The following is a 26,870-nucleotide window of genomic DNA, read 5'->3' as shown; positions in this document are numbered from 1 at the left end:
CGGATCACTTCTTGGTGGCATCGGTCGCGGCGACTTTCTTGTCGGTCGCGGCGGCTTTGGCTGGAGCGGTTTTCTTCGCTGGAGCCTTCGCCGGTGCCTTCTTGGCTGGAGCCTTGGCGGCGGCTTTCTTCGCAGGGGCTTTCTTGGTGGTCGGTACAGCAGCTTTTTTCGCGGCTGGCGCCGGGGTTACCGGTTTGGCCACTGGCTTGGCGTCCTGCGCAGCAACCAGGGTCACTGGCTTCGGCGCTGGCATGTTGTATTTGCTCAGCAGCGCAACCATGGTGTTCTGCGGAGTCACCAGCATTTCAACGCGACGGTTGAGGGCACGACCTTCAACGCTGTCGTTGGCGGCACGTGGCGCTTCAGAACCCATGCCGCGCAGCATCAGGCGATCACGCTGCAAGCCGCTGAGACGGAAGATCGCCGCAATGGCTTGAGCACGTTCCTGACTCAATTTGATGTTGGCCGGCGCAGCGCCGCTGGAGTCGCTGTGACCGAGTACCAGCACGGCGGTTTTCGGGTCGGCTTCGAGGATTTTCGCCACGCGGGTAAACGGGCCAAGCGTGACTGGCAGCAGCATCGCCGGACGATCCGGGTTGAATGAGCCTTCGACCGGCGCGGTGACGACTAGCACATTGTCGCGGCGCTCGAGTTGCAGATTGCTGTCCTGAATGGCAGTACGCAGGCGCGGTTCGTAGTCGTCAAGCCAAGCCTGAGTGACTTTCGGATCCGGCATCGGCACTACTTTGGCGGTGTCCTGATCCTTGCCGCCAAACGGCCACCACCACTTGCCGCCCTTGTCAGCCTCGGCTTTGGCCACGGCGACCGGTTTGGCTTCAGGCTTCACTTCAGGCTTGGCATCTGCCTTGGCGGTCGAATCGTCGGAGCCGAACGGCCAATACCATGGATTGCTGCTTTCAGTTTTGGCAACCGGCGCAGTAGCAGCAGGTTTCAACGGTGCTGGGGCCTGTGCCGGCTCTTTGGCCGCCACTTTGTCGGAAGAACCAAACGGCCACCAACTGCCGCCGTCCGCATCATTTTTAGGAGTCTGTGCACAACCGGTGATCGCAACACACAGGGCCAGGGCGAGTGTCTTTTTAGATGACATTGAAAATCCACAAAATGAAGTAATGAAAAATCAGAGCACTTTCGCCCGGATAAACTGTCGCTTTGAATCGAAAAACCTTTCGAGGTTCCGGCCCTGGAACCTCTGATGACGCTTTACAGACAAGTGGCAAGCACCCGCGCGAGCTTTTGCGCGCGCGGATCCATCAAGACGTACGGCCCAAGGGTATTTGTCACAAAACCAAACGCAACATCATGCTCAGGGTCAGCAAAACCGATCGAGCCGCCCGCGCCCGGATGCCCGAACGCACGCGGGCCGAGGCCGTAGGTGGCATTCGGTACGTCGGGTTGATCAAGCATGCAGCCCAGACCGAAACGGGTGCGAGTCAGCAGGGTCTTGTCCTCGCCGATACTGTGTTCGCGGGTCAGTTCTTCAAGCATGTCGCTTTCGAGCAGGCTGCCGTCGAGCAAACCGGCGTAGAACCCGGCCAGACTCCTTGCATTGCCGTGGCCATTGGCCGCCGGCTGCTGCATGCGCCGCCATTCCGGTTTGTTTGTGCTGGTCAGCACCGACGGTGGATTGGTAAAGGCGCGGGTGGTCATGGCGGTCGGCTCGCGCATCGTCACTTGCAGCAGACGCTGAGCGGCGGCGTCGCCGGCATTGCCCTTGCCGCGGGCGATGTGCGCCACACGATGGAATTCTTCGTCCGCCAGACCGACGTGAAAATCCAGACCCAATGGTTTGGCGACACGGGCAACGATCGATTCCCCCGGCCCGCGACCATCGGCACGACGGAGCAGTTCGCCGATCAACCAACCGTAAGTGATCGCGGCATAGCCGTGACCGGTGCCCGGCACCCACCAGGGTGCTTCGGCCGCGAGGGCGTCGACCATGGTTTGCCATTCATAGAGCGCTTCGGGGGCCAGCAGCTCGCGCAAAGCCGGCAGGCCGGCCTGATGGCAGAGCAATTGGCGCAGGGTAACGGACTCTTTGCCAGCGGCGGCGAACTCCGGCCAGTAGCGGGCAACGGGAACATCCAGGTGCAACTTGCCTTCGGCGACCAATTGCAGAGCCGTGACGGCGGTAAAGGTTTTGGTGCAGGAGAACAGGTTGGCGATGGTGTCGCTGTGCCAGGCCTCGGCGCCGTCCTTGTCGGCGGTGCCGGACCAGAGGTCGAGGACGGTTTCTCCGCCGACCTTGATGCACAAAGCTGCGCCGCGTTCCTGGGGATCGTCGAACAGTGCGGCGAATGCCTCGCGCACCGCTTCGAATTGAAGCTCGTAATGTCCCTGAATCTGCACCCGCAACTCCCCCGCGAAAACGCTCTACAAAGTGGCCCGCATTGTTCCAGCCCTTGAGGGTTTTGGGAACAGCTGTGGGCTAGGCGGTCGGATCAAAAGCAAGATCACCTGCGGCGGCTCCTACAGAGAAGCGTGTCCCATGCAGGAGCTGCCGAAGGCTGCGATCTTTAGCGCATCACGCCTTAATGACCATTGCCCGAATGCCCACCGGCATGGCCAGCGCCCTGCCCCGGGCCTTTGCCGGCCTCACCTTTCCTGCCGCCTTCGGCTTCATGGACCGCTGCGGCTTTCTCCGCCTGTTTGCCAAGTTGATCAACCGCCTGCAAATTGCTCTTGCGTACCGTCTCGACAAAGCTCTGATACGGCAGATCCGTCACCCCGACCAAACCGAAGTGGCCGTTCTCGCCATCCAGTAGACGCCCGGTCACCGGTTGGTCCAGATACTGGAACCAGTGCACGCCGACAATCGACGGCTCGCTCAGCGCCTGTTTGAGGAAGTTGGCGTACGCCGCACCGCGATCCTCTTCCTTGGCCAGTTGCGTCACGCCGCCCCAGAACGGGCCGCGATCAGCAGAGCCGAAGTTGAACTCGGTAATCAGCACCGGTTTGTCCATAGCGTTCAACGCGGCGAAGTCATAGCCGTCTTGCGGCTTGAGGGTGTACATGTTGAAGCTCAGCACATCGCAATACTGCGCGCAGGAGGCCACGGCTTCCGGGGTGCTGATGGCAAAACGGCCGCCGAGCAGCAGTTGATTCGGCGCGTGCCATTTCAGCGAGTCGGAGATGGTCTTGAAGTAGGTATCGGCGAAGACCTTCTGGAAGTATTTGAAGTCAGCCTCGATCTCCGGGTGCTCCGGATTCGGCAGCGGCGGCACGAAGCCCGGATCTTCCATCAACTCCCAGGCCGGCAGGTCAATGCCCCAGGCTTTCGACAGCCCCGCCTGATTGCGGTATTTGTCGCGCAGTTGCTTGAGAAACGCGCGCTTGGCCGGCACGTCAGTGGTCATTTTCAAGGTGCCGTAAGCCAGTGCGTAGCGCGATTGCGGATCGTCGCCCGCGCCTGCCCAGGCCAATTCGTTATCGGCGAAGTAACCGATCAGCCAAGGATCGTCGCGGTGATCGCGGGCCGCGATGGCCACGGCGCGCTCGGTGGCCATGGCGAAACGCGGGTCGAACGGGTCAGGCATGGCGCCCCACCAGTCGTTGCCGGTACTGATGCTGGCGTAATCGCCGACGATCGCCAGCGGCAAGGTGTAGGGCACGCGTTCCGCGTCGCTCAGCGAGTCAGCACTCCAGTTGCCGACCGTGTTGAAGCCCCAGGCTTGCAGCCGATCAAGGGCGTGGCTGGCCCACTTCTGCTCATCGACCGTGGCGGTGCACGGAGTCGTAACGGGTTGATCAGCGGCTTTTTCTGCCGTCGTCGCCACGGCGTCGGTTTTCGCCGCTTCGGCGACACCGGCCTTCGGTTCGCTTGACTGTGCCGCAGGCTCGGCGGCTTTCACTGCGGTTTCTTCAACTGCGCCAGCCTTGGCCGCTTCAGCGACCCCGGCCTTGCTGTCGCTATCCGGTTTGCAGGGCTCGCCGTAAACCCGCTGCAGGTTAGCGCCGTAGAAGTCATACCAGCGCCCATTGCCGTAGCCTCGGCCCTGATCGGCGCCGTTGCCGCCACGGTTGTCGCCCTCGCCAAAGTGACTGGCGAGCGGTTCGTCGGGCTTTGGCAGGGACTCGAACATCCACTCGCGCCCGGCCACGTAGGTCTGGTTGACGTCGGGGGTGACGGTGTTGACGCCCAGGGAATAGAACGGATGCCCCTCAGGCGTGACCAGATACCAACGGCCATCACGTTTTTCGGTGCGGAAGAAACCGCTGGCCTTGAACGCCGGGCCTTTGCTCCAGCCGCCGAACTTGTCCAGCGAGGACTTTTCGCGCTCGGCCAGCCAGGTTTTCAGCTGTTGCTGCTCTCTGGCGGCGGCGGATTTGAGTTGTTCGTCACTGGCAATTTTTTCCGGCCATTTGCTGCGGGTCGATTGCCCGTAAGCGTCAACCAGATTGCCGTACACCGCTTGCGTGACCGCCTCACCGTCCTGCACACCAAAGCGCTCTAGCAGCAAACTCTGGGCAACTTTCGGCTGTTCCATCGACAGGCTCACCGACACCACTTGGCTGCGATCGATTTCCCCGCTGCTGCTGGCAAGCAGAATCCGCTGGCCATCAACGGTCATTGGCATCGGTGGCCCGGCTTTCATGCCCTTGCTAAGCGGCGTGGTCGCCACCAACGGCACCAGCAAGGTTTGCGCAGGGCCGGCCGGCAGGTCGACGCGGCTGGTCAATGTCTGGCCATTGTTGCTCTGGATCTGCACGTAGACCGTCACGGCCCAGTTCATTGCGCTCTGAATGCGCAGGCTCATCATGCCGGACTGCGACCAGTCCCAGGCACCGGTTTGCGGGGTCAGGCGCAAGGTCGGGCGGGCCGCCGGGTTGAAAGTCACGCGTCGCAGCACTTCACCTTCCGGGGTTTGCTCGGCGTTGGCTTGCGGCAGGTCGGCGTTTTCAGTGGCGATTTTCACCACGTCGGCGGGACGGACAAAGTTGAACAGTGTTTGCGGCGCAGCAGGCGCCGCCAGCAACGGGGCAGCGAAGATCAAGGCAAACACGGCAGGCAACGAACGGCGGATCATAAGAACGGAGTTCTCCCTAACGACCAACAATGGCCAATGGAAAAGCGATGGCAGAGAGATAGACAACAAAGTGGGCAAAACTGCCCACCTATGTCTCAGGAAATTTCACGACGGAAAGGAGGCAACGCATTGAGGATCGCCTTGCCATAGCGCTGGGTGACCAGACGCCGGTCGAGCAAGGTGATGGTGCCGCGATCTTCTTCAGTGCGCAGCAGACGACCGCAGGCCTGAACCAGTTTCAGCGAGGCATCGGGCACGGAGATTTCCATGAACGGATTGCCGCCCCGGGCTTCAATCCACTCCGAGAGCGCCGCCTCAACCGGATCGTCCGGCACCGAGAACGGAATCTTGGCAATCACCACGTGTTCGCAGTACGCGCCGGGCAAGTCCACGCCTTCGGCGAAACTGGCCAGACCGAAGAGCACGCTGGAATCGCCGCCATCGACACGAGCCTTGTGTTTGTTCAGGGTTTCCTGTTTCGACAGGTTGCCTTGAATGAACACTTGCTTGCGCCAGTCGCGGTCGAGGCCGTCGAATACGTCCTGCATCTGCTTGCGCGAAGAGAACAACACCAGCGTGCCGCGCGAGCCTTCCACCAGATCCGGCAACTCGCGAATGATCGCGGCCGTGTGAGCGGCGGCGTCGCGTGGATCGGCCTTCAGATCCGGCACCCGCAACACGCCAGCGTCGGCATGGTGGAACGGGCTCGGCACCACGGCGGTGACGGCTTTTTTCGGCAGGCCGGCGCGCATGCGGAAACGGTCGAAAGTGCCGAGCGCGGTCAGGGTTGCCGAAGTCACCAGACAACCGTACGCCACGTTCCACAGGCTGCGGCGTAAAGTTTCAGCCGCGAGGATCGGGCTGGCGTTGACCTCGATGTCGAACAGCGAACCGCTCTCCGCCAGGGTCAGCCAGCGGGCCATCGGCGGGCTGTCTTCCGGGTCTTCGGCGGTGAACGCCGTCCACAGTTCCCAGTTGCCCGACGCACGGGACAACAGGCTGCCGAACAGCGGATACCACTCTTCGGCCTGGTTGCTGGCAATGCCGATGTTGACCTCGCCGTCCATGCCTTCCTTGAGCAGGTCGGTCAGACGGGTGAACAAATCGTTGAGACGGGAGAAGCCTTTTTTCAGCTCGATGCCCATTTCGCGCATGTGCTCGGGAATCACCCCACCGACAAAGCGATGGCGTGGCCGTTCGCGACCTTCGACGTCTTCACCGGGTTTGAAATCGGCGATCTGCTCACAGGCGCTGAACATGAACTGCTGCTGGGTCTTGATCTCCCGCGCCAGTTCCGGCACCTGCTCGATCAATTTGCCGAGATCGCCCGGCAGCGGATGCTGGGCCAGCAGTTTGGTGAGGTTCTTGGCGGTGGTTTCCAGCCAGTCGGCGGTGGAACGCAGGCGCGTGTAGTGAGCGAAGTGGCCGATCGCCTTGTCCGGCAGGTGATGGCCTTCGTCGAACACGTAAAGGGTATCGCGCGGATCCGGCAGCACGGCACCGCCGCCCAATGCGAGGTCAGCCAGAACCATGTCGTGGTTGGTGACGATCACGTCAACCTTGCCCATGCCTTCACGGGCCTTGTAGAAGGCGCACTGGCCAAAGTTCGGGCAATGGCGGTTGGTGCACTGGCTGTGATCGGTGGTCAGCCGCGCCCAGTCAGCGTCTTCCAGAGCATTGGGCCAACTGTCGCGGTCGCCATCCCATTTATTGCCGGCGAGCTTTTCGATCATGCTGGTGAAAAGCTTCTGACTGGCCTCATCGACCTCGATCTTGAAGCCTTCTTCTTCGAACAGCTGGGCTGTGGCGGTCTGCGCGTGGCCTTCCTGCAACAGCATGTCGAGCTTGGACAGGCACATGTAGCGGCCACGGCCCTTGGCCAAGGCAAAGCTGAAGTTCAGCCCGCTGTTGCGCATCAGGTCGGGCAAATCCTTGTAGACGATCTGCTCTTGCAGGGCCACGGTCGCGGTGGCGATGACCAGACGTTTGCCGGCCAGTTTCGCCGTCGGGATTGCCGCGAGGCTGTACGCCACGGTCTTGCCGGTACCGGTGCCGGCTTCCACCGCAACAATTGCGGGGTCGCCACTGCGCCGGCCTTCGTCGTCGGTATCGATATCACCGAGGACTTTGGCGATTTCAGCGATCATCAGGCGCTGGCCGTAACGCGGCTTGAGGCTCTTGGCCTCTAGAAAACGCGAGTAGGCGCCCTGGATCGTGGTTTTGAGTTCAGTGCTGATCATGGATTGTCGGGCGCAAAAAACGCTGGATAAATTTTCAGTGGTTTCGGATGGCGGCTATCATACCCCGCTAATTAATCCCGCGCAGAACGGAGTGCCCCAATGACACCTTTTAGCCTCGTTTATCCGCTGCATGTCCTGTCCGCTCTGGTCTGGGTCGGCGGCATGTTTTTCGCCTGGATGGTCTTGCGTCCGGCGGCTGTGAAGGCCTTGGACGGCCCTGCCCGGCTGACCTTGTGGGTGGAAGTGTTTCAAGGTTTTTTCCGCTGGGTCTGGGTCGCGGTGATTCTGTTGCCGATCAGTGGTGTGGGTATGTTGCATTTGCAGCAGGTCGGGTTTGAGACCGCGCCAAAGTATGTGCAAGTGATGATCGGGCTGTATGTGGTGATGACGGCGCTGTTTATCCGGATTCAGGGGTTGATGCTGCCGGAGTTGCGTAAGGCGGTTGAAGCGAAGGACTGGGCGGCGGGTGCGGCAGTGCTGGGGCGAATCCGGCGGGTGGTGGGGATTAATTTGATTGTCGGGTTGGTGCTGGTGGCGATTGCGGCGGCGAGGCCGATGATTTGAAGATCGGGGATTAGATCAAAAGCCCCTCACCCTAGCCCTCTCCCGGAGGGAGAGGGGACTGAGTGGGGGATATTGAAGAGCTACGCCGACTTGAAAGATTGGCTTTGAATCCATAATCGACTCGGTTTTTCAGGTCGATGGATAGCGTGAGTCACCTCGGTCGGCCCCATCTCCCTCCGGGAGAGGGCTGGGCGGGCGGCGTTCCGATGAGGGTCTGCTTTTACAAGCGCTGCACCGTCACAGCCCCCGCCGCCCCCACTGGCCCAGGCTGCCCATCAGCCCCCGCCTTGCCACTCTTGCCGCCATCGGCGCGATACACCAGGCAGCCCTTGGATTTGCCGCCCTTGCCTGCCTTGCCGCCAACACCCGCCGGGCCGCCAGCACCGCCGGCGACGTTGACCTTGATTTGCTCAACCGGGAAGTCGCGCGGCACTTCCAGCCGCACCAGCGCACCCGGAGCACCTGGCTGACCGTCGCCACCGTCACTGCCATCCGCACCATGTCCAGCCGAGCCATAGGTGCACCCTGGATCTTCACCGTTGCCGCCATCGAGACCGACAAAACCCGGCGCACCGGTACCGCCACGGGCATCGACCAACAGTTGCGGCGCGTTCAGTGCCTTGAATTGCAGATTCAGATTGCGCCCGGCACGGGCGGCTTTTTCGTAGGTGCCCGGCGCACCGCGCGCGGTGATCTGACTGCCTTCGCTCAAATCTGCACGAATGACCTTCATCTCAAAAGCCTGTTCACCCGGAACGATAGCGATGCGTGCTTCATGACCGAGGCGCAATTCGCCGACACTCAGTTCGGTCACGTTGGCCGGAACCAGCAAGGTGCCATAATCGGCCACTTCCAGTCGTTCGAGCTGCAAAGTGCCGGCGGTGTTGGGCAGACGCATCAGGGAATTGGTTTCGACGCTGACCACCTGGGCGCAGGCCAAAGGGCTGATAAAAGCAGCGAGCAGACACAATTTACGCATGGGAAGAAGCCTCCGGAGCGGCCGGGGCCGGGATGGTTTGCAGATGGAATACGCCGAACAGCAGGATGCGGCCACGATCACGCCAAGGGTGCGCGCGCCCCTTGAGGCTGCGATTGCACAGCAGCACTTCGAACACATGGATCAGCAACAGCAGAGCGCCGGCCAGATTGACCAGCAGATGCAGCGGATGTACGAACGGCACCAGCTGATTGGCCAGTACCACGCAGCAGAACAGCAGGGTCAATAACCGCCCCAGCCCCCAGAACACTTTCATACGCTCCCCCGTGTTGCGAATTATTCTTTGGGCGCACAGTAACGGCTTCTGCGGGGGATAAGCCAGAGGGAAAAATGAAAAATCTTCGCCGAGCCGCTAAATGGCTGCCGGATCGACGATGATCGCCCCGGCAGCTCTAGCTCGCGGACTACAGACACCTCCTAACGATTGATGTGCAGCTCCACGCGACGGTTTTGCGCGCGCCCCTCGTCGGTTGCGTTATCGGCCACCGGCTCACTCTCGCCTCGTCCTTCACTGGTCAGTTTGTTCGGTGCCAGCCCCTGACTCAGCAAATAAGCCGCGACACTGCTGGCGCGCCGTTCCGACAATGCCTGGTTATAAGCATCCGAGCCTTTGCTGTCGGTATGACCGATGACCTTGATGCTGACCACGTCGGCATTGCGCAATTTGTCCATCAGCGTATCAAGTTGGGCTCTCGCGGCGGGCGTCAGGTCGGACTTGTCGAAATCGAACAGTACGTTGCCGGCATCGCTCAACGTGATGACTTCGGTTTGCGGGGCCGGTTCGACCGGTTTCTCTACGACCGGATATTGTGGCAGCGGGCAACCACGGTGATCGACCGGGGTATTGGCCGGAGTATCGGGGCAACGGTCGCGGCGGTCGAACACGCCGTCATCGTCTTTATCGCCGTCCTGGGCATAACAGATCAGTCCGCCGGTAAGTATCCCCAGCGCTGCGCCGCCAGCGGCCCAACCGCCACTTTCAATGGCGCCGAGGCCGCCACCGACCAGCCCGCCGAGAAGGCTGCAGATCGGCCACGTACGTTGATTGAGGGGTGCAGTGCCATCGCTGTGGGTGGCGCAACCGGTGAGCAAGCTGCCAAGCAGCAGCACCGGCAAGACGGACCTTGAGAAAACAGTCATTGTGAAAGCTCCTGTGTCACCGGCCCATACCGGTTACACAGGAGTAAAGACCCGCATCCGCGACTGCACAAGCCGCGGATGCGAGAGGGCTAGCGGTTGATTTTGATTTCTGTACGACGGTTCTGCGCACGGCCGTCAGCGGTTTTGTTGTCCGCGACTGGCTGGCTTTCACCGGCGCCGGTCACCGAAACGAAGCTGCTTTGCGGCACGCCGCTCTCAACCAGGTACTTGACCACCGAGTGCGCGCGACGATCAGACAGTTTCTGGTTGTAGGCATCGCTGCCGACGCTATCGGTATGACCGGTGACGGTCAGTTGCGCGGTCGAGGATTCCTGTTTCAGGCGCGTAGCGACCTTGTCGAGCACTTGTTTGTCGGCACCGGTCAGCGTGGCTTTGTCGAACTGGAAGTGAACATCGCGAATGACAATGGTTTCTTCCTTGACCACGACAGCTTCTTCAACCACGGGTGCAGGCGCTGGTGGAGGGCAACCGTCAGCATCGACCTGAACGCCTTTTGGCGTGCCCGGGCACTTGTCGCGACTGTCCGGCACACCATCGCCGTCTTCGTCGCCATCACCGTGTACCCAGCAATAGGCTGCTGCCGTACCACCGACAATCAGCGCACCGTAGCCCGCCCATGCCGAACTCTCCGTCGCGCCAAGACCGGCACCGACGACACCGCCGACCGCCGCACAGGTCGGCCAGTCGGTTTTCTGCAAACCTGCGCAACCAGTCAACACACTGGTTAGCAGAACCAAGGGTAATGCTGTCCGAACTATGCTCATCTAGTTTTCTCCTGAGGGATCGGCTTAAAACCGATTCAGGGAGTAAAGACCGGAGTTTTAATCTCCGCCAGCAATAGGCCATTGCTGTTTGCGACCGTGTTCACAGGACTTTGGCGCATTTGCCGCAAACCTGCGTGGTCGGGCTCTTTGCCGCCGCAGTCAGGCAGGCTAGTCTTGGCGGTCTGATTGAGGAGCTTCGATGAACGTCGCCATTTCTTCCCGTACGCCGCAACAGGCGTTGGCCGCTTTGCTGGATCGTTACGCCCCGGCGCGTCTGCTGTTGATCGGCGCCAGTGAATTCCCGGCGCTGACTGCTTTTAAAGAAGCGCATCCGGACACCATCGTCGCCCACGCCGCGCCCGGTGCCTTGCCTGCCGAGCTGGCGGCGCAACGTTTCGATCTGGCGCTGGTGGTCGATTGCCTGGAACATTTGCCCAAGCGTGACGGCCTGAATCTGTTGGGCGGGATCCGCAACCTCAACGCCAGTCGCATTGCGGTGCTGGCGGATCTGTCGGCCAGCGGCTGGCAGGAAACCGATTTTTACTCGCTGGCACTGCAAGCCAGCGAACGCTTCCAACGCGACGATCAAGTGCTGACCCTGTTCACCTATGATCTGCTTGACTACAAACAAGTCCCCGACTGGCTCAATTCAAGGTTCTGGGCCAATCCGGAAAACTTCGGGAAATACTGGTGGTAATGCAATGAGTACAGCCATTTGCCCTTGCGGCAGCGGCAATCTGCTGGATGCCTGCTGCGGTCACTATCACGAAGGCCTGCCGGCGCCGTGCGCGGAAGCCTTGATGCGGTCGCGCTACAGCGCTTATGTGCTGGGGCTGATCGACTATCTGGTGGCGACCACCCTGCCTGCTCAGCAAGCGGGGCTGGATCGCCAATCGATCAGTGCCTGGAGCGCGCAAAGCACCTGGCTCGGCCTCGACGTCGAAAGCTCGGAAGTCTTCGGCGGCCAGCCGGAACACGCCTTCGTCACCTTCACCGCGCGCTGGCACGACAGCCAGGGCGAACACAGCCACCGCGAACGCTCTTCATTTGTGCAGAACGCCGGGCGCTGGTACTTCATCGACCCGACTGTGCAATTGAAGCTGGGGCGCAATGACAGCTGCCCGTGCGCAAGCGGGCAGAAGTTCAAGAAGTGCTGTGCGGGGTATTTCGGCGCGTAAAGACAGCGGCAACTAGACTGGAGCACAAAGGGAGTCACTCGATGCTCGGTCAACGCCACACACTGCGATTGTTTGTTCTGATGCTGATGCTGAACCTCGGCGGCTGCGCGTCGTGGTTCAGCGATGACCGCGTCGACCCCGCCGTGCACCTGGTAAAAGTCGAAGTGGTGCGCGCCAAGTTGCTTGAGCAGAAGTTCATCCTGCACTTTCGCATCGACAATCCAAACGACAGCGACTTGACCGTGCGCGGCCTGGAATACCGCATTCATCTGGCCGACATGTTGCTGGCTGAGGGCGAGCATGAACACTGGTTTACCGTCGGGCCCAAACGCAGCGCGTACTTCAAAGTGCCGATCCGCACCAATTTATGGCCGAAGGTGAAGGACGTGGTGAAAATGCTGAAAAAACCGGACCAGCAGATCCCCTATCGTTTGCAGGGCGAAATGGAAACCGGTTTATTCATCGCTCACTACGTGCACCTTGAGCGCAATGGCGTGATAATCCCTGCCGATTTAATTCCGGAGCAACACCGATGACTCAGCAACCTCATGTCCATGGCCCTGACTGCAACCACGATCATGATCATGACCATCACCACGATCATGACCATGGCCACGTCCACGGCCCGAACTGCGGCCACGCTCACCAGGAACCGGTGCGCAACGCCTTGAAAGACGTCGGCCGCAACGACCCTTGCCCATGCGGCAACGGCAAGAAATTCAAGAAGTGCCACGGGGCTTGATGCTTCGGGCGAAGATCATCATCGCCTGATCAATCGCCTTCGCGAGCAGGCTCGCTCCTACAGGTTAATCAGCGTCTGTCACAAATTTTGTGTACATCGCGATCCTTGTGGGAGCTGGCTTGCCAGCTCCCACAGAGTTCTCAGGCGACGGCCAGAATCTGTCCGGCACTGACCACCGTCGCATACTCCCCATGCAGATTGCCCAGCGACATCCCGTGCACCTCTTCGGCTGAACGCGGCGTACCGAAATAATCGGCCTTGTCGAAGGTGAAGCACGCATCCTCCGCGACCCACGTATCAAACCCCAGATTGCCCGCTGTACGCGCCGTGGATTCCACCGAGTTATTCGTGGCCACGCCAACGATGATCAACTGCCCGATCCCGGCCTGCCGCAACCGTGCTTCCAGTTCAGTGGCACAAAACGCATCCGGCACCTGTTTCTGAATCAGCCACTCGCTGTCCTGCGGCAAAAACCTCTCCTGAAATTCCACCCCGGATTGCTCCGGCCAGAACACCGAATCCGGCGAACGTGACAAGTGCTGCACATGAATCACCGGCCGCCCGCTGCGGCGCCAAAGCGCCAGCAGATCAAGGATTCGTTCTTCAGCCTGCGGATTGTTCCTGCGCCCCAATCGCGGCTGCAGGATGCCTTTTTGCTGGTCGATGATGATCAGTGCAGCGTTGGCCTGCAGCTCCATAGAGGTCTTCTCGCAAGGGTCATTTGATTGGCCGCACTTCAACATCCCTCCCTTCACCTAAGCAAGTCATGAAACGATCATCGATCAGTGGCAAGAAATAACCACTCGCCCCGCTTGCGCGGCCACCTCCCGCTCACTAACGTAGCGGCTTTATTGCGCCCCCAGCCTCGACACCCCCGCAGGAGCTTTGCCATGGCCTCGCCAGCCCTTACACATTTTCTTCCCCGGTTCGGCGTTGCCGCAGCAGTGACCAGTGTTTTGAGCCTGTCCGGTTGCCAGACCTGGAACGCTCAGGACACCCTCCCTCCCAACTCCGGCGTGCAACCGCTCAAAGGGCTGGCGCAGAACGTTTCGGTACGCCGCAATGCCATGGGCATGCCGTTGATCGAAAGCAACAGCTTCCACGACGCGCTGTTCGCCCTCGGCTATGTCCACGCCAGCGACCGCATCAACCAGATGGTCACCCTGCGCCTGCTCGCTCAGGGCCGTATGGCGGAAATCTCCGGCGCCTCGATGCTCGACGCCGACCGCTACATGCGCGCGGTCAATCTGAAAAAAAGCGCCGCCGAGCTCTACAAGGCCTCGTCACCGCGGCTCAAGCGATTCTTCGAAGTCTATGCGCGCGGCGTCAACGCCTACCTGTTCCGCTATGCCGACAAACTGCCGGGCGACCTCGCTGCCAGCGGCTACAAGCCGGAATACTGGAAGCCGGAAGATTCCGCGCTGATTTTCGCCCTACTGAACTTCAGCCAATCGGCCAACCTGCCGGAAGAAATCTCGTCACTGGTGCTCGCGCAAACCGTGACCACCGACAAACTCGCCTGGCTGACCCCGTCCGCCCCGGACGAAAATCTGCCGCTGGCCGAAGCCGACAAGCTGCAAGGCCTCAAGCTCAGCGGGCAAATCCCCGGTCTGAGCGAACTGAGCAGCGCCAGCCAGCAACTGTCGACGCTAAACCTGCTCGGCACCCCCTCTTCGAACAACTGGGCGATTGCCCCGCAACGCAGTCGCAGCGGCAAAAGCCTGCTGGCCAGCGACAGCCATGGTCCATTGGCCGCGCCGTCGCTCTGGAGCTTCGTACAGATTCGTGCGCCTAAATATCAGGCTGCCGGCGTGACCGTAGCCGGTTTGCCGATGGTGCTGGGTGGTTTCAACGGCAAAGTGGCGTGGAGCATGGCCAGCGTGCTCGGCGACAACCAGGACCTGTTCCTGGAAAAAATCCGTCGTCAGGGCAGCACCCTTTCCTACGAAGTAAATGGCAAATGGCAGCCTGTAGGCGTGCGCAACGAAACCTATTTCGTCAAAGGCCAGCGGCCGATTCGCGAAGCGGTGTACGAAACCCGCCACGGCGCGTTGCTCAACAGCGCCCAGGCTGCCGCACAAGGCAACGGTTATGGCCTGGCCTTGCAGACGCCGAGCTTCACCGACGACAAAACCCTGGACGCATTTTTTGATCTGAGTCGTGCGCAGAACGTTGAGCGCGCTTCGGACGCGAGCCGGGAAATCCGCGCCATCGCGCTGAATCTGGTATTCGCCGACGCCAGCAATATCGGCTGGCAAGTCACCGGCCGCTTCCCCAACCGTCGCGAAGGCGAAGGCCTGCTGCCGTCGCCGGGCTGGGAAGGTCGTTACGACTGGGACGGTTATGCCGACCCGATGCTGCACCCATACGATCAGGACCCGGCGCAAGGCTGGCTCGGCACCGCCAACCAGCGCGTGATTCCTCACGGTTACGGCATGCAACTGTCGAACTCCTGGGCCGCGCCGGAACGTGGTGAGCGTCTTGCTGAACTCGCCGGCAGCGGCAAGCACGACAGTCGCAGCGTGATTGCCATGCAGTACGACCAGACCACCACGTTTGCCGCCAAGCTGAAAAAAGTGTTCGAAGCGCCGGGGATGAAACAACCGCTGAAACAGGCGATCGACGCCCTGCCGGAAACCGATCGCAGCAAAGCCCGCGAGGCGTTCACCCGATTGATGGCGTTTGACGGCAAACTCAGCCCGACCTCGGCGGATGCGGCGATTTATGAACTGTTCCTGCAAGAAAGCATGAAGCAGATCTTCCTCGACGAACTAGGCCCAGAGTCCAGCGCGGCGTGGAAAGCGTTTATCGCCAACGGTGATTTGTCCTACGCCGCGCAAGCCGATCATCTGCTGGGGCGCGAGGACAGTCCGTTCTGGGATGACCTGCGCACGCCGCAGAAAGAGGACAAAGCGGTGATTCTCGCCCGCAGCTTCGCGGCAGCGATTGCCGCTGGTGACAGCCAGTTGGGTGGCGATCACAAAGCCTGGCAATGGGGCAAATTGCACACCTACGTGTGGAAGAACGCCAATGGCCAGACTGTTCGTGGGCCGCTCGCGGCTGGCGGCGATCACACCACACTGAACACCTCGGCGTTTACCTGGGGCCAGGACTTCACCACCACGCGTGCGCCGTCGATGCGTTTTATCGTCGACTTCGGTCAGGCCGAACCGCTGATGGGACAGAACGGTACGGGGCAATCGGGTAATCCGGTCAGCCCGAACTACCTCAATGGCATTGATCAGTGGCTCAAGGGCCAGTACATCGGGTTGCCGATGCAGCCGCAGAACTTTGATCGGGTGTATGGCAAGACGCGCCTGACCCTCACCCCCGGCAAATAAACGCCGATCACTTGTGGGAGCGAGCCTGCTCGCGAAGACGGTGGCACATTCAGAATCGATGTGTCAGATAAACCGCTTTCGCGAGCAGGCTCGCTCCCACAATGGCTTTCTATCCCTCCGCAAAAAATCCATAGAACTTCTGACCCCGCCCAAACCTCATAGCTAACAAGCCCCCCATTTCTGGTAACGACATGGACCTTGTTATCGCCCGCCCCGAAGGTTTGTACTGCCCCGCCGGGGATTTTTATATCGATCCGTGGCGGCCGGTGGAGCGTTCGGTGATTACACATGCCCATGGCGATCACGCCCGCACCGGCAATCAGCATTATCTGGCCAGCAGCGCCAGCGAAGGGATTCTGCGCGCGCGTCTGGGTCAGGACATCAACCTGCAAACCCTCGCCTACGGCCAACGCCTCACCCACCATGGCGTCACCCTGAGTTTCCATCCAGCCGGGCACGTGCTCGGTTCGGCCCAGGTGCGTGTGGAATACGGCGGCGAAGTCTGGGTTGCCTCAGGCGATTACAAGATCGAGCCGGACGGCACCTGCGCACCGTTCGAACCGGTGCGCTGCCACACCTTTATCACCGAATCGACGTTCGGCCTGCCGATCTACCGCTGGCAGCCGCAAGCGCAGGTGTTCAGCGAGATCAACGAGTGGTGGAAAGCCAATATCGCCGTGGGCAAGGCCAGCGTGTTGTTCTGTTACTCGTTCGGCAAGGCTCAGCGCATTCTCCACGGCATCGACGAAACCCTCGGCCCGATCCTCAGTCACGGCGCGGTCGAGCCGTTGAACCGGGTTTATCGCGAAGCAGGGGTGTATCTGCCGCCGACGATCTACGCCGGTGACGTGAAAAAAAGCGATCCGATCATGCGCCAGGCCTTGGTCATCGCCCCGCCATCGGCAGGGGGCAGCACCTGGATGCGGCGGTTCGGCGACTTCAGCGACGGGTTCGCCAGCGGCTGGATGCGTTTGCGCGGCACCCGCCGGCGGCGCGGGGTCGATCGCGGTTTCGTGCTGTCCGATCACGCCGACTGGCCGGGTCTGCTTTGGGCGATCAACCAGACCGGCGCCGAACGAGTGATGGTCACCCACGGCTCGATCGGCGTGCTCGTGCGGCATCTGCGCGAACAAGGCCTCGATGCCAAAGGCTTCAACACTGAATACGGCGATGACGAAGAAGAAAACATCGCCTCTGCACCGACCGTCGCCGAGATGCAAGTATGAAGGCCTTCGCCGAGTTGTACGCAGAACTCGACGCCACCACGTCCAGCAACGCCAAACTGGCAGCGATGCAGGCTTATTTCGCTCAGGCCGAACCGCAGGATGCGGCATGGGCGGTGTACTTTTTGTCCGGTGGTCGGCCACGGCAACTGGTGCCGGTGCGGATCCTGCGTGAACTGGCAGTCGAGGTGTCCGGGCTGACGCCATGGCTGTTCGAGGAAAGCTATCAAGCGGTCGGCGATCTGGCGGAAACCATTTCGCTGGTGCTGCCGGAAAATCCGCACAGCTCCGACGCCGGCCTGGCTGAATGGATCGAGGACAGACTGCTGCCATTGCGCGGTGAAACACCGGAGTTCCTGTCACGGCAACTGCCAGCACTTTGGGCGCTGCTGGATCGACCAAGCCTGATGCTGTGTATCAAGCTAATCACCGGCAGCTTTCGCGTCGGTGTGTCGAAACTGTTGGTCACCCGGGCACTGGCCTCGATGGCCGGGCTCGACAGCAAGCGCGTGGCCCAGCGTCTGGTGGGCTACACCGACCTGTCCAACCGGCCGAACGCCGCCAGCTATCTGAAGTTGATTGCGCCAGAGTCTGCTGACGAGCATGCCCAGCGCGGCGGCCAGCCGTACCCGTTTTTCCTCGCGCACGCCTTGGCACAACCGGTCGAAGAGTTCGAAGCATTGATCGGCCCTGCAAGCAATTGGCAGGTGGAGTGGAAGTGGGATGGCATCCGCGCGCAGGTGGTCAAGCGTGACGGGAAATTGTGGGTGTGGTCACGGGGTGAAGAACTGGTCACCGAGCGCTTCCCCGAACTTGATGTACTGGTGCACGGTTTGCCCGATGGCACGGTGATCGACGGTGAAATCGTGGTGTGGAAAAGCACCCACCCACTGACTGAAGACGCCTTTGATCCGCAGTCGCCGGAACCGCCAGCGGTGCAACCGTTCGCCCTGCTGCAACAACGGATCGGCCGCAAAACCCTCGACAAGAAAATCCTCGAAGAAGTACCGGTGGTGGTGCTCGCCTACGACTTGCTGGAATGGCAGGGCGAAGACTGGCGCAACGAGCCGCAGGCCAAGCGGCGCGCGCAGTTGGAAGACGTCATCGCCCGCTGCAACAGTCCGGTGCTGCTGGCTTCCCCGGTGCTGACCGGTACGGATTGGTTCGACCTCGCTCGCCAGCGCGAAGCCTCCCGACGCCTGGGCGTCGAGGGCATGATGCTCAAGGCCCGCGACTCGCTGTACGGAGTCGGTCGCACCAAAGATATGGGCGTTTGGTGGAAGTGGAAGGTCGATCCGTTCAGCGTCGATGCCGTATTGATTTACGCGCAACGCGGGCATGGCCGTCGCGCCAGTCTGTACAGCGATTACACCTTCGCCGTTTGGGATGGCCCGCCCGATTCCAGCGAGCGTGCGCTGGTGCCGTTCGCCAAAGCCTATTCGGGTCTGACTGACGAGGAAATGCGCCAGGTCGACAGCATCGTGCGCAAGACCACTGTGGAAAAGTTCGGCCCTGTCAGCAGTGTCAAGCCGAGCCTGGTGTTCGAACTGGGCTTCGAAGGCATCGCCCTGTCACGGCGGCACAAGAGCGGGATTGCCGTGCGTTTCCCGCGGATGCTGCGCTGGCGGCAGGACAAGACTGTCGATGAGGCGGACAGCCTGGCCACGCTACAAAACCTCCTTGCCTGACCCCCTTTCCCGGGACACTGATCATTTGAATTGAATGACTACCTGTGGCGAGGGGATTTATCCCCGATCGGCTGCGCAGCAGTCGCAAAACCTGAGCATGCAATTCTCCCTGATGAATGCTGGGGGCTGCTTCGCAACCCATCGGGGATAAATCCCCTCACCACAGGGAATGCAGCGCCCGCGAAATCCCAACATCGAACTGAAATGGTGCAAGGTTTTTACGACGCCCGTTTCCGTGCATCAATCCCCTCCTCATCTACCAATCCCCACCTTTTAAAACGCTTGTTCGGGACTCTGGTTCGGAAATTGCTACTTTCTATAGGTCGTACGCGTTCCAGTAACAATAATTCTGCGCCACAAGCGCTCATATTGGTTCTTAGGGATTGAATAATGAAAAAAGCATTGCTGACCCTTTCTGCACTGGCGTTGTGCATGGCCGCTGGCTCCGCGCTGGCCAAGGAATACAAAGAGCTGCGCTTTGGCGTTGACCCTTCGTATGCACCGTTTGAGTCGAAAGCGGCCGACGGCAACCTGGTGGGCTTCGACATCGACCTGGGTAACGCGATCTGCGCCGAACTGAAGGTCAAGTGCAAGTGGGTCGAAAGTGACTTCGACGGCATGATTCCGGGCCTCAAAGCCAATAAATTCGACGGTGTGATCTCGTCGATGACCGTGACCCCAGCCCGCGAAAAAGTCATCGACTTCTCCAGCGAGCTGTTCTCCGGCCCGACCGCTTACGTGTTCAAGAAAGGCTCGGGTATCACCGCAGACGTTGCGTCTTTGAAAGGAAAAACCGTCGGCTACGAGCAAGGCACCATTCAGGAAGCCTACGCCAAAGCCGTGCTGGACAAGGCCGGCGTGAAAACCCAGGCCTACCAGAACCAGGATCAGGTGTATTCCGACCTGACGTCCGGCCGTCTCGACGCCGGCATCCAGGACATGCTGCAAGCCGAATTGGGCTTCTTGAAGTCGCCAAAGGGCGTCGACTATGAAGTCAGCAAGCCGGTCGATAGTGAATTGCTGCCGGCCAAAACCGCTGTCGGTATTAAGAAAGGTAACACTGAGCTGAAAGCGCTTTTGGATAAAGGTATCAAAGCGTTACACGATGATGGCACCTACGCCACCATCCAGAAGAAACACTTTGGCGATCTGAATCTGTACAGCGGCAAATAATGCCCCGGCGCCCATCCTCGATGGGCGCCTTTTCCATCCGCTCAGGTTGCTGATTTATGTTCGAAAACCTCCTGCAAAATCTGGGGCTATCCGCCTTCAGCCTCAAGGGTTTCGGCCCGTTGCTGCTGGAAGGCACCTGGATGACCATCAAATTATCGGCGTTGTCGCTGCTGGTGGCCGTGTTGCTCGGCCTGCTCGGCGCCAGTGCCAAGCTGTCAAAAGTCAAAATGGTGCGCCTGCCTGCCCAGGTCTACACCACGTTGATTCGCGGGGTGCCGGATCTGGTGCTGATGCTGTTGATCTTCTACAGCCTGCAAACCTGGCTGACCTCGCTCACCGATTACATGGAATGGGAATACATCGAGATCGACCCGTTCAGTGCCGGGGTGCTGACCCTGGGCTTCATTTACGGTGCGTACTTCACCGAAACTTTCCGTGGCGCGATCCTCTCGGTGCCGCGCGGTCAGGTTGAAGCCGCCACGGCATATGGCCTCAAACGCGGCCAGCGCTTTCGCTTCGTGGTGTTCCCGCAAATGATGCGCTTCGCCCTGCCAGGCATCGGCAACAACTGGATGGTGATGCTCAAGGCCACCGCGCTGGTGTCGATCATCGGTCTGGCCGATCTGGTCAAAGCCGCGCAAGACGCCGGTAAAAGCACCTATCAACTGTTTTACTTCCTGGTTCTCGCCGCGTTGATCTATCTGCTGATCACCAGTGCCTCGAACATCATCCTGCGCTGGCTCGAACGCCGCTACGCCGCCGGTGCCCGGGAGGCCGTACGATGATCGAACTCTTGCAGGAATACTGGAAAGCCTTCCTTTATACCGACGGCAATAACATCACCGGGCTGGCGATGACGATGTGGCTGCTCAGCGCCTCGATTTTCTTCGGCTTCCTCGTGTCCATACCGTTGTCGATTGCCCGTGTGTCGTCGCACTTTTACGTGCGCTGGCCGGTGCAGTTCTACACCTACCTGTTCCGCGGTACGCCGCTGTATATCCAACTGCTGATTTGCTACACCGGCATCTACAGCCTCGCCGCCGTGCGCGCGCAGCCGATTCTCGACAGTTTCTTTCGCGATGCGATGAACTGCACGATCCTCGCCTTTGCCCTGAACACCTGTGCCTACACCACGGAGATTTTCGCCGGGGCGATCCGCAGCATGAACCACGGCGAAGTCGAAGCGGCCAAGGCTTACGGTCTGACGGGCTGGAAGCTGTATGCCTACGTGATCATGCCTTCGGCCTTACGCCGTTCGTTGCCTTACTACAGCAACGAAGTGATCCTGATGCTGCACTCGACCACCGTGGCCTTCACCGCGACCATCCCCGACATCCTGAAAGTCGCCCGGGACGCCAACTCGGCGACCTTCCTGACCTTTCAATCGTTCGGCATTGCCGCGCTGATCTACCTGGCCATTACCTTTGCGCTGGTCGGCCTGTTCCGCCTCGCCGAACGCCGATGGCTGGCCTTCCTCGGGCCGACTCACTAGGAACCTTGTAATGCGACACCAGATCCATGACCTGCTGGCCCCACTGCCGGGGACCGCACGACAGATCCACAGCTTCCACTTCGGCCCGCAGCAGGCCAAAGGCAAGATCTACATCCAGTCGTCGCTGCACGCCGATGAATTGCCCGGCATGCTAGTGGCCTGGCACCTCAAGCAGCGCTTGGCTGAGCTGGAAGCCGCCGGGCGCCTGCGCAGCGAAATCGTGCTGGTGCCGGTGGCCAACCCGGTCGGCCTCGAGCAAGTGCTGATGGACGTGCCGCTGGGCCGCTACGAACTGGAGAGCGGGCAGAACTTCAATCGCTGGTTTGTCGATCTGAGCGAAGAAATCGGCAACGACATCGAGGGCAAGCTCGGCGATGACCCGCAGGGTAATCTCGAACTGATCCGTGCCAGCCTGCGCAACGCCCTCGCCCGTCAGACCGCCAGCACGCAACTGCAATCCCAGCGCCTGACCCTGCAACGGCTGGCCTGCGACGCGGACATGGTGCTGGACCTGCATTGCGATTTCGAATCGGTGGTTCACCTCTACACCACGCCCGAAGCGTGGCCGCAGGTCGAGCCGCTGGCGCGTTACATCGAGTCGCAGGCCAGTCTGTTGGCCACCGATTCCGGCGGGCAGTCGTTCGATGAATGTTTCACGCTGCTGTGGTGGCAACTCAAGGAGCGTTTCGGCGAACACTTCGAGATTCCGTTGGGCAGTTTCTCGGTGACCGTCGAGTTGCGCGGCCAGGGCGATGTCAATCACCCGATGGCCAGCCGCGACTGTCAGGCATTGATCGATTATCTGATCCAGTTCGATGCGATCGTCGGCGAGACCCGACCACAGCCGCCCTTGGCCTTCCCTGCCACGCCGCTGGCCGGGGTGGAACCGGTGACTACGCCGGTCGGCGGCTTACTGGTCTACACCGCCACGGCGGGGCAATACCTGGAGGCCGGGCAACAGATTGCCGAAATCATCGATCCGATCAACAACCGGGTCACGCCTGTTCATTGCACCACGGCCGGCCTGATGTATGCCCGCTCGCTGCGGCGCATGGCCACCGCCGGCATGGTGATCGCCCACGTCGCGGGCGCCGAAGCCTATCGCAGCGGCTACTTACTTTCGCCTTGAGGATGTCTGTCCCATGTACAAACTGACCGTTGAAGGCCTGCACAAAAGCTATGGCGACCATCAGGTGCTCAAAGGCGTTTCGCTCAAGGCCAAGACCGGCGACGTGATCAGCCTGATCGGCGCCAGCGGCTCGGGTAAAAGCACCTTTTTGCGCTGTATCAATTTTCTCGAACAACCCAACGACGGCGCCATGAGCCTGGATGGCCAAACGATCCGCATGGTCAACGACCGCCACGGCATGCACGTCGCCGACCCGGACGAACTGCAACGCCTGCGCACGCGACTGGCGATGGTATTCCAGCATTTCAACCTGTGGAGCCACATGACCGTGCTGGAAAACATCACCATGGCCCCGCGCCGGGTGCTGGGTTGCAGTAAACAGGAAGCCGAGGATCGCGCCCGGCGCTATCTGGACAAAGTCGGTCTGCCGGCCCGCGTGGCAGATCAGTACCCGGCGTTTCTCTCCGGCGGTCAGCAGCAACGCGTGGCGATTGCCCGCGCGTTGGCGATGGAGCCGGAGGTGATGCTGTTCGATGAACCGACGTCGGCGCTGGACCCGGAACTGGTGGGTGAAGTGTTGCGCGTGATTCAGGGCCTGGCCGAGGAAGGCCGGACGATGATCATGGTGACTCACGAAATGAGCTTCGCGCGCAAAGTCTCCAGCCAGGTGTTGTTTCTGCACCAAGGGCTGGTCGAAGAGGAAGGCGCGCCTGAAGAGGTACTCGGCAATCCGAAGAGCGAACGCCTGCGGCAGTTCCTCAGCGGCAACCTCAAGTAACCTGCACACATAAAACCTGTGGGGCCGAGCCTGCTCGCGAAAGCGGTCGGTCAGTCAACGATGATGTTGAATGTGACAACGTCTTCGCGAGCAGGCTCGCTCCCACAAGGATATTCATCTACTGACGAAATTAAACTTGTTAGCGGGCACTGCGGTCATTGGAAGAACACCTCCAGAGCGCGCGCAGCAGGCATGGCGAAATCCCCCGACCTCGCAAAAACCTGGTTCAGCGCTCGCGGCTGGAAGCCGTTCGCTTTTCAGAAACAGGTATGGGCCGCCGTCAAAAATGGCGAGTCTGGATTGCTGCACGCCAGCACCGGCGCCGGTAAAACCTATGCGGTGTGGTTTGCCGCACTCAATCGTTTCGCCAAATCCGCGCCAATCGTAGAAACATCGCGTAAACGCAAACCGCCGGCCGAACCACTGACTGTGTTGTGGATCACGCCCATGCGCGCCCTCGCCGCCGACACCGCGCGCGCCTTGCAAACCCCTGTCGATGATTTGCAGATCCCGTGGAGCATCGGCCTGCGCACCGGTGACACCAACAGCAGCGAACGCGCGCGCCAGAGTCGACGCCTGCCAACTGCGCTGATCACCACCCCGGAAAGCCTGACCCTGCTGCTCGCTCGCGCCGATGCGCGCACAGCGCTGTCGACCCTGCGCATGATCGTGGTGGACGAATGGCACGAATTGCTTGGCAACAAACGCGGTGTGCAGTTGCAACTGGCCCTCGCCCGTCTGCGCCATTGGCAACCCGACTTGATCGTCTGGGGCGTCTCCGCGACGCTCGGTAATCAATCCCACGCCGAACAGGTGCTGATCCCACAGGGCGGAGGCATTAGCGTTCAGGGCCAGAGCGAAAAGTCCCTGGAGGTCGACACCCTGCTCCCACCGACTATCGAACGCTTTCCATGGGCCGGGCACATCGGTCTGAAGATGCTGCCGCAGGTGGTCACCGAACTCGATGCCTGCGCCAGTAGCCTGGTGTTCACCAACACCCGGGCGCAGTCGGAAATCTGGTATCAGGCGTTGCTTGAGGCGCGCCCGGACTGGGCCGGGCTGATCGCCTTGCATCACAGCTCGCTGTCCCGTGACACCCGCGATTGGGTCGAACAGGCGTTGAAGGACGGTCAGCTTAAAGCCGTCGTGTGTACGTCGAGTCTCGACCTAGGGGTGGATTTCCTGCCGGTGGAGCGTGTGCTGCAAATCGGTTCGGCCAAAGGTGTCGCGCGCCTGATGCAGCGCGCCGGACGTTCGGGTCATGCGCCCGGGCGCACCTCGCGGGTGACGTTGGTGCCGACTCACAGCCTCGAGTTGATCGAAGCGGCTGCCGCTAAAGACGCCGTGGAGCAACGGCGCATCGAACCGCGCCTGTCGCCACACAAACCGCTGGATGTGCTGGTGCAACATCTGGTCAGCATGGCGCTGGGCGGCGGATTCTTACCCGACGAGCTGTACGAAGAGGTCCGCGGTGCTTGGGCTTATCGTGACCTGACACCTGAGGATTGGACCTGGGCGCTGGCTTTCGTACGCCATGGCGGAATGTCTCTGACAGCCTATCCGGATTACCGCCGAGTCGAACCGGACGAGCACGGCGTCTGGCGCGTGCCCGATGCGCGCCTTGCCCGGCGCCACCGTATGAGCATCGGCACCATCGTCAGCGATGCAAGCATCCAGTTGAAATTCTGGAGCAAGGGCGGTGGTGGCAAACAATTGGGCAGTGTCGAGGAAGGTTTTATCGCGCGGCTTAAACCGGGTGATGGTTTTCTGTTCGCCGGACGTTTGCTGGAGTTGGTGCGCGTGGAAAACATGACGGCCTACGTCAAACGCAGCACCGCGAAAAAAGCCGCCGTACCGCGCTGGAATGGCGGGCGCATGCCGCTCTCCAACGAGTTGGCCGAGGCGGTGGTGGCGCGCTTTACCGCCGCCGCGCGGGGTGAGTTCGTTGGGCCGGAAATGCAGGCGTTGCGGCCACTGCTGGAAACCCAGGCCCGCTGGTCTGGCCTGCCCACCACCGACAGCCTACTGGCCGAGGTGCTGAAATCCCGCGAAGGCTGGCACCTTTTCCTTTATCCGTTTGCCGGGCGTCAGGTGCATTTGGGGCTGGCCAGCCTGCTCGCGTGGCGGGTCAGTCAGCGTCAACCGGTGACATTTTCGATCGCGGTAAACGATTACGGTCTGGAGCTGCTCAGCGCAACGCCGGTGGACTGGTCGCAACAACTCGATACCGAACTGCTCAGCCCCGATCATCTGTTGCGGGACGTCCTGGCCAGCCTCAACGCCGGCGAACTGGCGCTGCGACGCTTTAGGGAAATTGCCCGGATTGCCGGACTGGTGTTCGCCGGTTACCCCGGCGCGCCGAAAAATACCCGGCAAGTGCAGGCCTCCAGCGGCTTGTTCTTTGAAGTGTTCAAACAATATGACGCCGACAACCTGCTGCTGGCGCAGGCCGGGGAAGAAGTCCTACGCGAAGAACTGGATATTCGGCGCCTGGAACAGACACTGGCGCACATCAATCAGATGACACTAGAGGTACATCAGATCAAACGTCCTACACCCTTGGGGTTTCCGCTACTGGTGGAACGCATGCGCGAGAGCATGAGTTCGGAAAAACTTGCTGACCGGATAAGACGGATGGTCGGTGATCTGGAGAAATCCGCAGACAAGGGCAAGCGCACATGAACGCGCCCTACCCGGTGCGTCTGGCTGGCGAGGAACTCTGGCTGCTGCCGGAGAAAGCCCTGTATTGGCCGGAACAACAGGCGCTGCTGATCGCCGACGTGCATTTCGGCAAGGCGGCTGCCTATCGCAGCCTCGGGCAACCCGTCCCGCAAGGCACGACGGCGAGCAATGTCGCGGTGATTGATCGGCTGCTGGCGAAACTGCCCTGCCGACAACTGATATTTCTAGGCGACTTCCTGCATGGGCCTGGCTCGCATGCAGCGGGCACTTTAAGCGCGTTGGCTGAATGGCGGTCACGCCACGCGGATCTGCCGATGACGCTGATTCGCGGCAATCACGACAAACGCGCAGGCGACCCACCGGCGTCGCTGAACATCCGCGTGGTGCCGGAACCGTTGCTGCTCGGGCCGTTCGCCTTGCAGCATGAACCCGATCCCCATCCCGAAAGGCACGTGCTGGCCGGGCATGTGCACCCGGTTTATCGGCTGCATGGCAAGGGGCGGCAGAGTTTGCGCCTCGCATGCTTCAGGCTGGGTGAACGCATCAGTGTGATGCCGGCATTCGGAGCCTTCACCGGCGGCTATCCGGTCGAGCGCGACGAGTCATGTAGGATCTTTGTCATTGGTGACAACGAAATATGGCCAGTCAGTTGAAGTCTTGCCGGACTTCAACT

General features: G+C 60.8%; 24 protein-coding genes. 15 read left to right on the top strand and 9 right to left on the bottom strand.

What is annotated here, in order from left to right; all coding sequences use genetic code 11:
* Positions 1–4: 4 nt before the first annotated feature.
* From ACA069_RS06335 to dinG, 4 genes are all read right to left on the bottom strand, one after another.
* Positions 5–1,108, bottom strand: a complete 1,104-nt coding sequence (locus ACA069_RS06335) for an OmpA family protein (protein ID WP_497616749.1) — start codon at positions 1,106–1,108, stop codon at positions 5–7.
* Positions 1,109–1,221: 113 nt separating this feature from the next.
* Complete coding sequence (locus ACA069_RS06330) at positions 1,222–2,367, bottom strand: serine hydrolase domain-containing protein (RefSeq protein ID WP_497616748.1); 1,146 nt, start codon at positions 2,365–2,367, stop codon at positions 1,222–1,224.
* 182 nt (positions 2,368–2,549) lie between these two features.
* Positions 2,550–5,045 carry a beta-galactosidase gene (locus tag ACA069_RS06325; RefSeq protein ID WP_497616746.1) on the bottom strand — a complete coding sequence of 832 codons (2,496 nt, stop codon included), beginning with the start codon at positions 5,043–5,045 and terminating at the stop codon, positions 2,550–2,552.
* A 95-nt stretch (positions 5,046–5,140) separates the two neighbouring features.
* Positions 5,141–7,285, bottom strand: a complete 2,145-nt coding sequence (gene dinG / locus ACA069_RS06320; RefSeq protein ID WP_187679466.1) for an ATP-dependent DNA helicase DinG — start codon at positions 7,283–7,285, stop codon at positions 5,141–5,143.
* Between the two features lie 99 nt (positions 7,286–7,384).
* Between dinG and ACA069_RS06315 the strand changes: the two genes are divergently transcribed.
* A complete protein-coding gene (locus ACA069_RS06315) occupies positions 7,385–7,849 on the top strand; it encodes a CopD family protein (RefSeq protein WP_497616745.1) in 465 nt (154 codons plus the stop codon).
* Positions 7,850–8,069: 220 nt separating this feature from the next.
* Here ACA069_RS06315 and ACA069_RS06310 read toward each other — a convergent pair whose 3' ends face one another.
* The 4 genes from ACA069_RS06310 to ACA069_RS06295 form a co-directional block, all read right to left on the bottom strand.
* A complete protein-coding gene (locus ACA069_RS06310) occupies positions 8,070–8,828 on the bottom strand; it encodes a collagen-like protein (RefSeq protein WP_497616743.1) in 759 nt (252 codons plus the stop codon).
* Entirely contained in the window at positions 8,821–9,102 is a 282-nt protein-coding gene (locus ACA069_RS06305; RefSeq protein ID WP_489878345.1) for a DUF1145 domain-containing protein, read from the bottom strand. Before ACA069_RS06305 ends, ACA069_RS06310 begins: the two co-directional genes overlap by 8 nt.
* Before the next feature lie 161 nt (positions 9,103–9,263).
* Positions 9,264–9,986: a PA1041 family peptidoglycan-binding anchor lipoprotein gene (locus ACA069_RS06300; protein ID WP_401270565.1), complete on the bottom strand. Its 723-nt coding sequence runs from the start codon at positions 9,984–9,986 to the stop codon at positions 9,264–9,266.
* 89 nt (positions 9,987–10,075) lie between these two features.
* Positions 10,076–10,771 (bottom strand): PA1041 family peptidoglycan-binding anchor lipoprotein, encoded by a 696-nt coding sequence (locus tag ACA069_RS06295; protein WP_489878343.1) that lies wholly within the window; start codon positions 10,769–10,771, stop codon positions 10,076–10,078.
* A 199-nt stretch (positions 10,772–10,970) separates the two neighbouring features.
* Between ACA069_RS06295 and ACA069_RS06290 the strand changes: the two genes are divergently transcribed.
* Genes ACA069_RS06290 through ACA069_RS06275 form a run of 4 tightly spaced genes read left to right on the top strand, consistent with a single transcriptional unit; the run spans position 10,971 to position 12,691 of the window.
* On the top strand, positions 10,971–11,468 hold the full coding sequence (locus tag ACA069_RS06290) for a DUF6231 family protein (RefSeq protein WP_187679472.1): 498 nt from the start codon (positions 10,971–10,973) through the stop codon (positions 11,466–11,468).
* Positions 11,469–11,472: 4 nt separating this feature from the next.
* A complete protein-coding gene (locus ACA069_RS06285; RefSeq protein ID WP_210700995.1) occupies positions 11,473–11,949 on the top strand; it encodes a YchJ family protein in 477 nt (158 codons plus the stop codon).
* A 41-nt stretch (positions 11,950–11,990) separates the two neighbouring features.
* Positions 11,991–12,485 carry an LEA/WHy family protein gene (locus tag ACA069_RS06280; RefSeq protein ID WP_489878342.1) on the top strand — a complete coding sequence of 165 codons (495 nt, stop codon included), beginning with the start codon at positions 11,991–11,993 and terminating at the stop codon, positions 12,483–12,485.
* On the top strand, positions 12,482–12,691 hold the full coding sequence (locus ACA069_RS06275) for an SEC-C metal-binding domain-containing protein (RefSeq protein ID WP_008083915.1): 210 nt from the start codon (positions 12,482–12,484) through the stop codon (positions 12,689–12,691). Before ACA069_RS06280 ends, ACA069_RS06275 begins: the two co-directional genes overlap by 4 nt.
* Positions 12,692–12,831: 140 nt before the next feature.
* On the opposite strand, the gene ACA069_RS06270 is transcribed toward ACA069_RS06275, so the two are convergent.
* Positions 12,832–13,389 carry a cysteine hydrolase family protein gene (locus ACA069_RS06270; protein WP_497616741.1) on the bottom strand — a complete coding sequence of 186 codons (558 nt, stop codon included), beginning with the start codon at positions 13,387–13,389 and terminating at the stop codon, positions 12,832–12,834.
* 192 nt (positions 13,390–13,581) lie between these two features.
* Between ACA069_RS06270 and ACA069_RS06265 the strand changes: the two genes are divergently transcribed.
* From ACA069_RS06265 to pdeM, 10 genes are all read left to right on the top strand, one after another.
* Positions 13,582–16,032 (top strand): penicillin acylase family protein, encoded by a 2,451-nt coding sequence (locus tag ACA069_RS06265; protein ID WP_497616740.1) that lies wholly within the window; start codon positions 13,582–13,584, stop codon positions 16,030–16,032.
* Between the two features lie 191 nt (positions 16,033–16,223).
* Positions 16,224–17,258 carry a ligase-associated DNA damage response exonuclease gene (locus tag ACA069_RS06260; RefSeq protein ID WP_497616738.1) on the top strand — a complete coding sequence of 345 codons (1,035 nt, stop codon included), beginning with the start codon at positions 16,224–16,226 and terminating at the stop codon, positions 17,256–17,258.
* Positions 17,255–18,943 carry an ATP-dependent DNA ligase gene (locus tag ACA069_RS06255; RefSeq protein ID WP_497616737.1) on the top strand — a complete coding sequence of 563 codons (1,689 nt, stop codon included), beginning with the start codon at positions 17,255–17,257 and terminating at the stop codon, positions 18,941–18,943. The genes ACA069_RS06260 and ACA069_RS06255 overlap by 4 nt, the downstream gene beginning before the upstream one ends.
* 390 nt (positions 18,944–19,333) lie before the next feature.
* Positions 19,334–20,116 carry a transporter substrate-binding domain-containing protein gene (locus ACA069_RS06250; RefSeq protein WP_187679479.1) on the top strand — a complete coding sequence of 261 codons (783 nt, stop codon included), beginning with the start codon at positions 19,334–19,336 and terminating at the stop codon, positions 20,114–20,116.
* Between the two features lie 56 nt (positions 20,117–20,172).
* Entirely contained in the window at positions 20,173–20,901 is a 729-nt protein-coding gene (locus ACA069_RS06245) for an ABC transporter permease (RefSeq protein ID WP_187679480.1), read from the top strand.
* Complete coding sequence (locus ACA069_RS06240; RefSeq protein WP_305441743.1) at positions 20,898–21,608, top strand: ABC transporter permease; 711 nt, start codon at positions 20,898–20,900, stop codon at positions 21,606–21,608. The genes ACA069_RS06245 and ACA069_RS06240 overlap by 4 nt, the downstream gene beginning before the upstream one ends.
* A gap of 10 nt (positions 21,609–21,618) precedes the next feature.
* Positions 21,619–22,737, top strand: coding sequence for a succinylglutamate desuccinylase/aspartoacylase family protein (locus tag ACA069_RS06235; protein ID WP_497616735.1), 1,119 nt, complete (start codon positions 21,619–21,621; stop codon positions 22,735–22,737).
* A 13-nt stretch (positions 22,738–22,750) separates the two neighbouring features.
* A complete protein-coding gene (locus tag ACA069_RS06230) occupies positions 22,751–23,515 on the top strand; it encodes an ABC transporter ATP-binding protein (protein WP_497616734.1) in 765 nt (254 codons plus the stop codon).
* A 192-nt stretch (positions 23,516–23,707) separates the two neighbouring features.
* Positions 23,708–26,197 (top strand): ligase-associated DNA damage response DEXH box helicase, encoded by a 2,490-nt coding sequence (locus ACA069_RS06225; RefSeq protein ID WP_497616733.1) that lies wholly within the window; start codon positions 23,708–23,710, stop codon positions 26,195–26,197.
* Complete coding sequence (pdeM, locus tag ACA069_RS06220) at positions 26,194–26,850, top strand: ligase-associated DNA damage response endonuclease PdeM (RefSeq protein ID WP_187679485.1); 657 nt, start codon at positions 26,194–26,196, stop codon at positions 26,848–26,850. The genes ACA069_RS06225 and pdeM overlap by 4 nt, the downstream gene beginning before the upstream one ends.
* Positions 26,851–26,870 lie beyond the last annotated feature (20 nt).

The sequence above is a fragment of the Pseudomonas sp. LBUM1652 genome, assembly GCF_059716105.1.
This window is presented reverse-complemented; position numbering and strand designations above follow the sequence as displayed.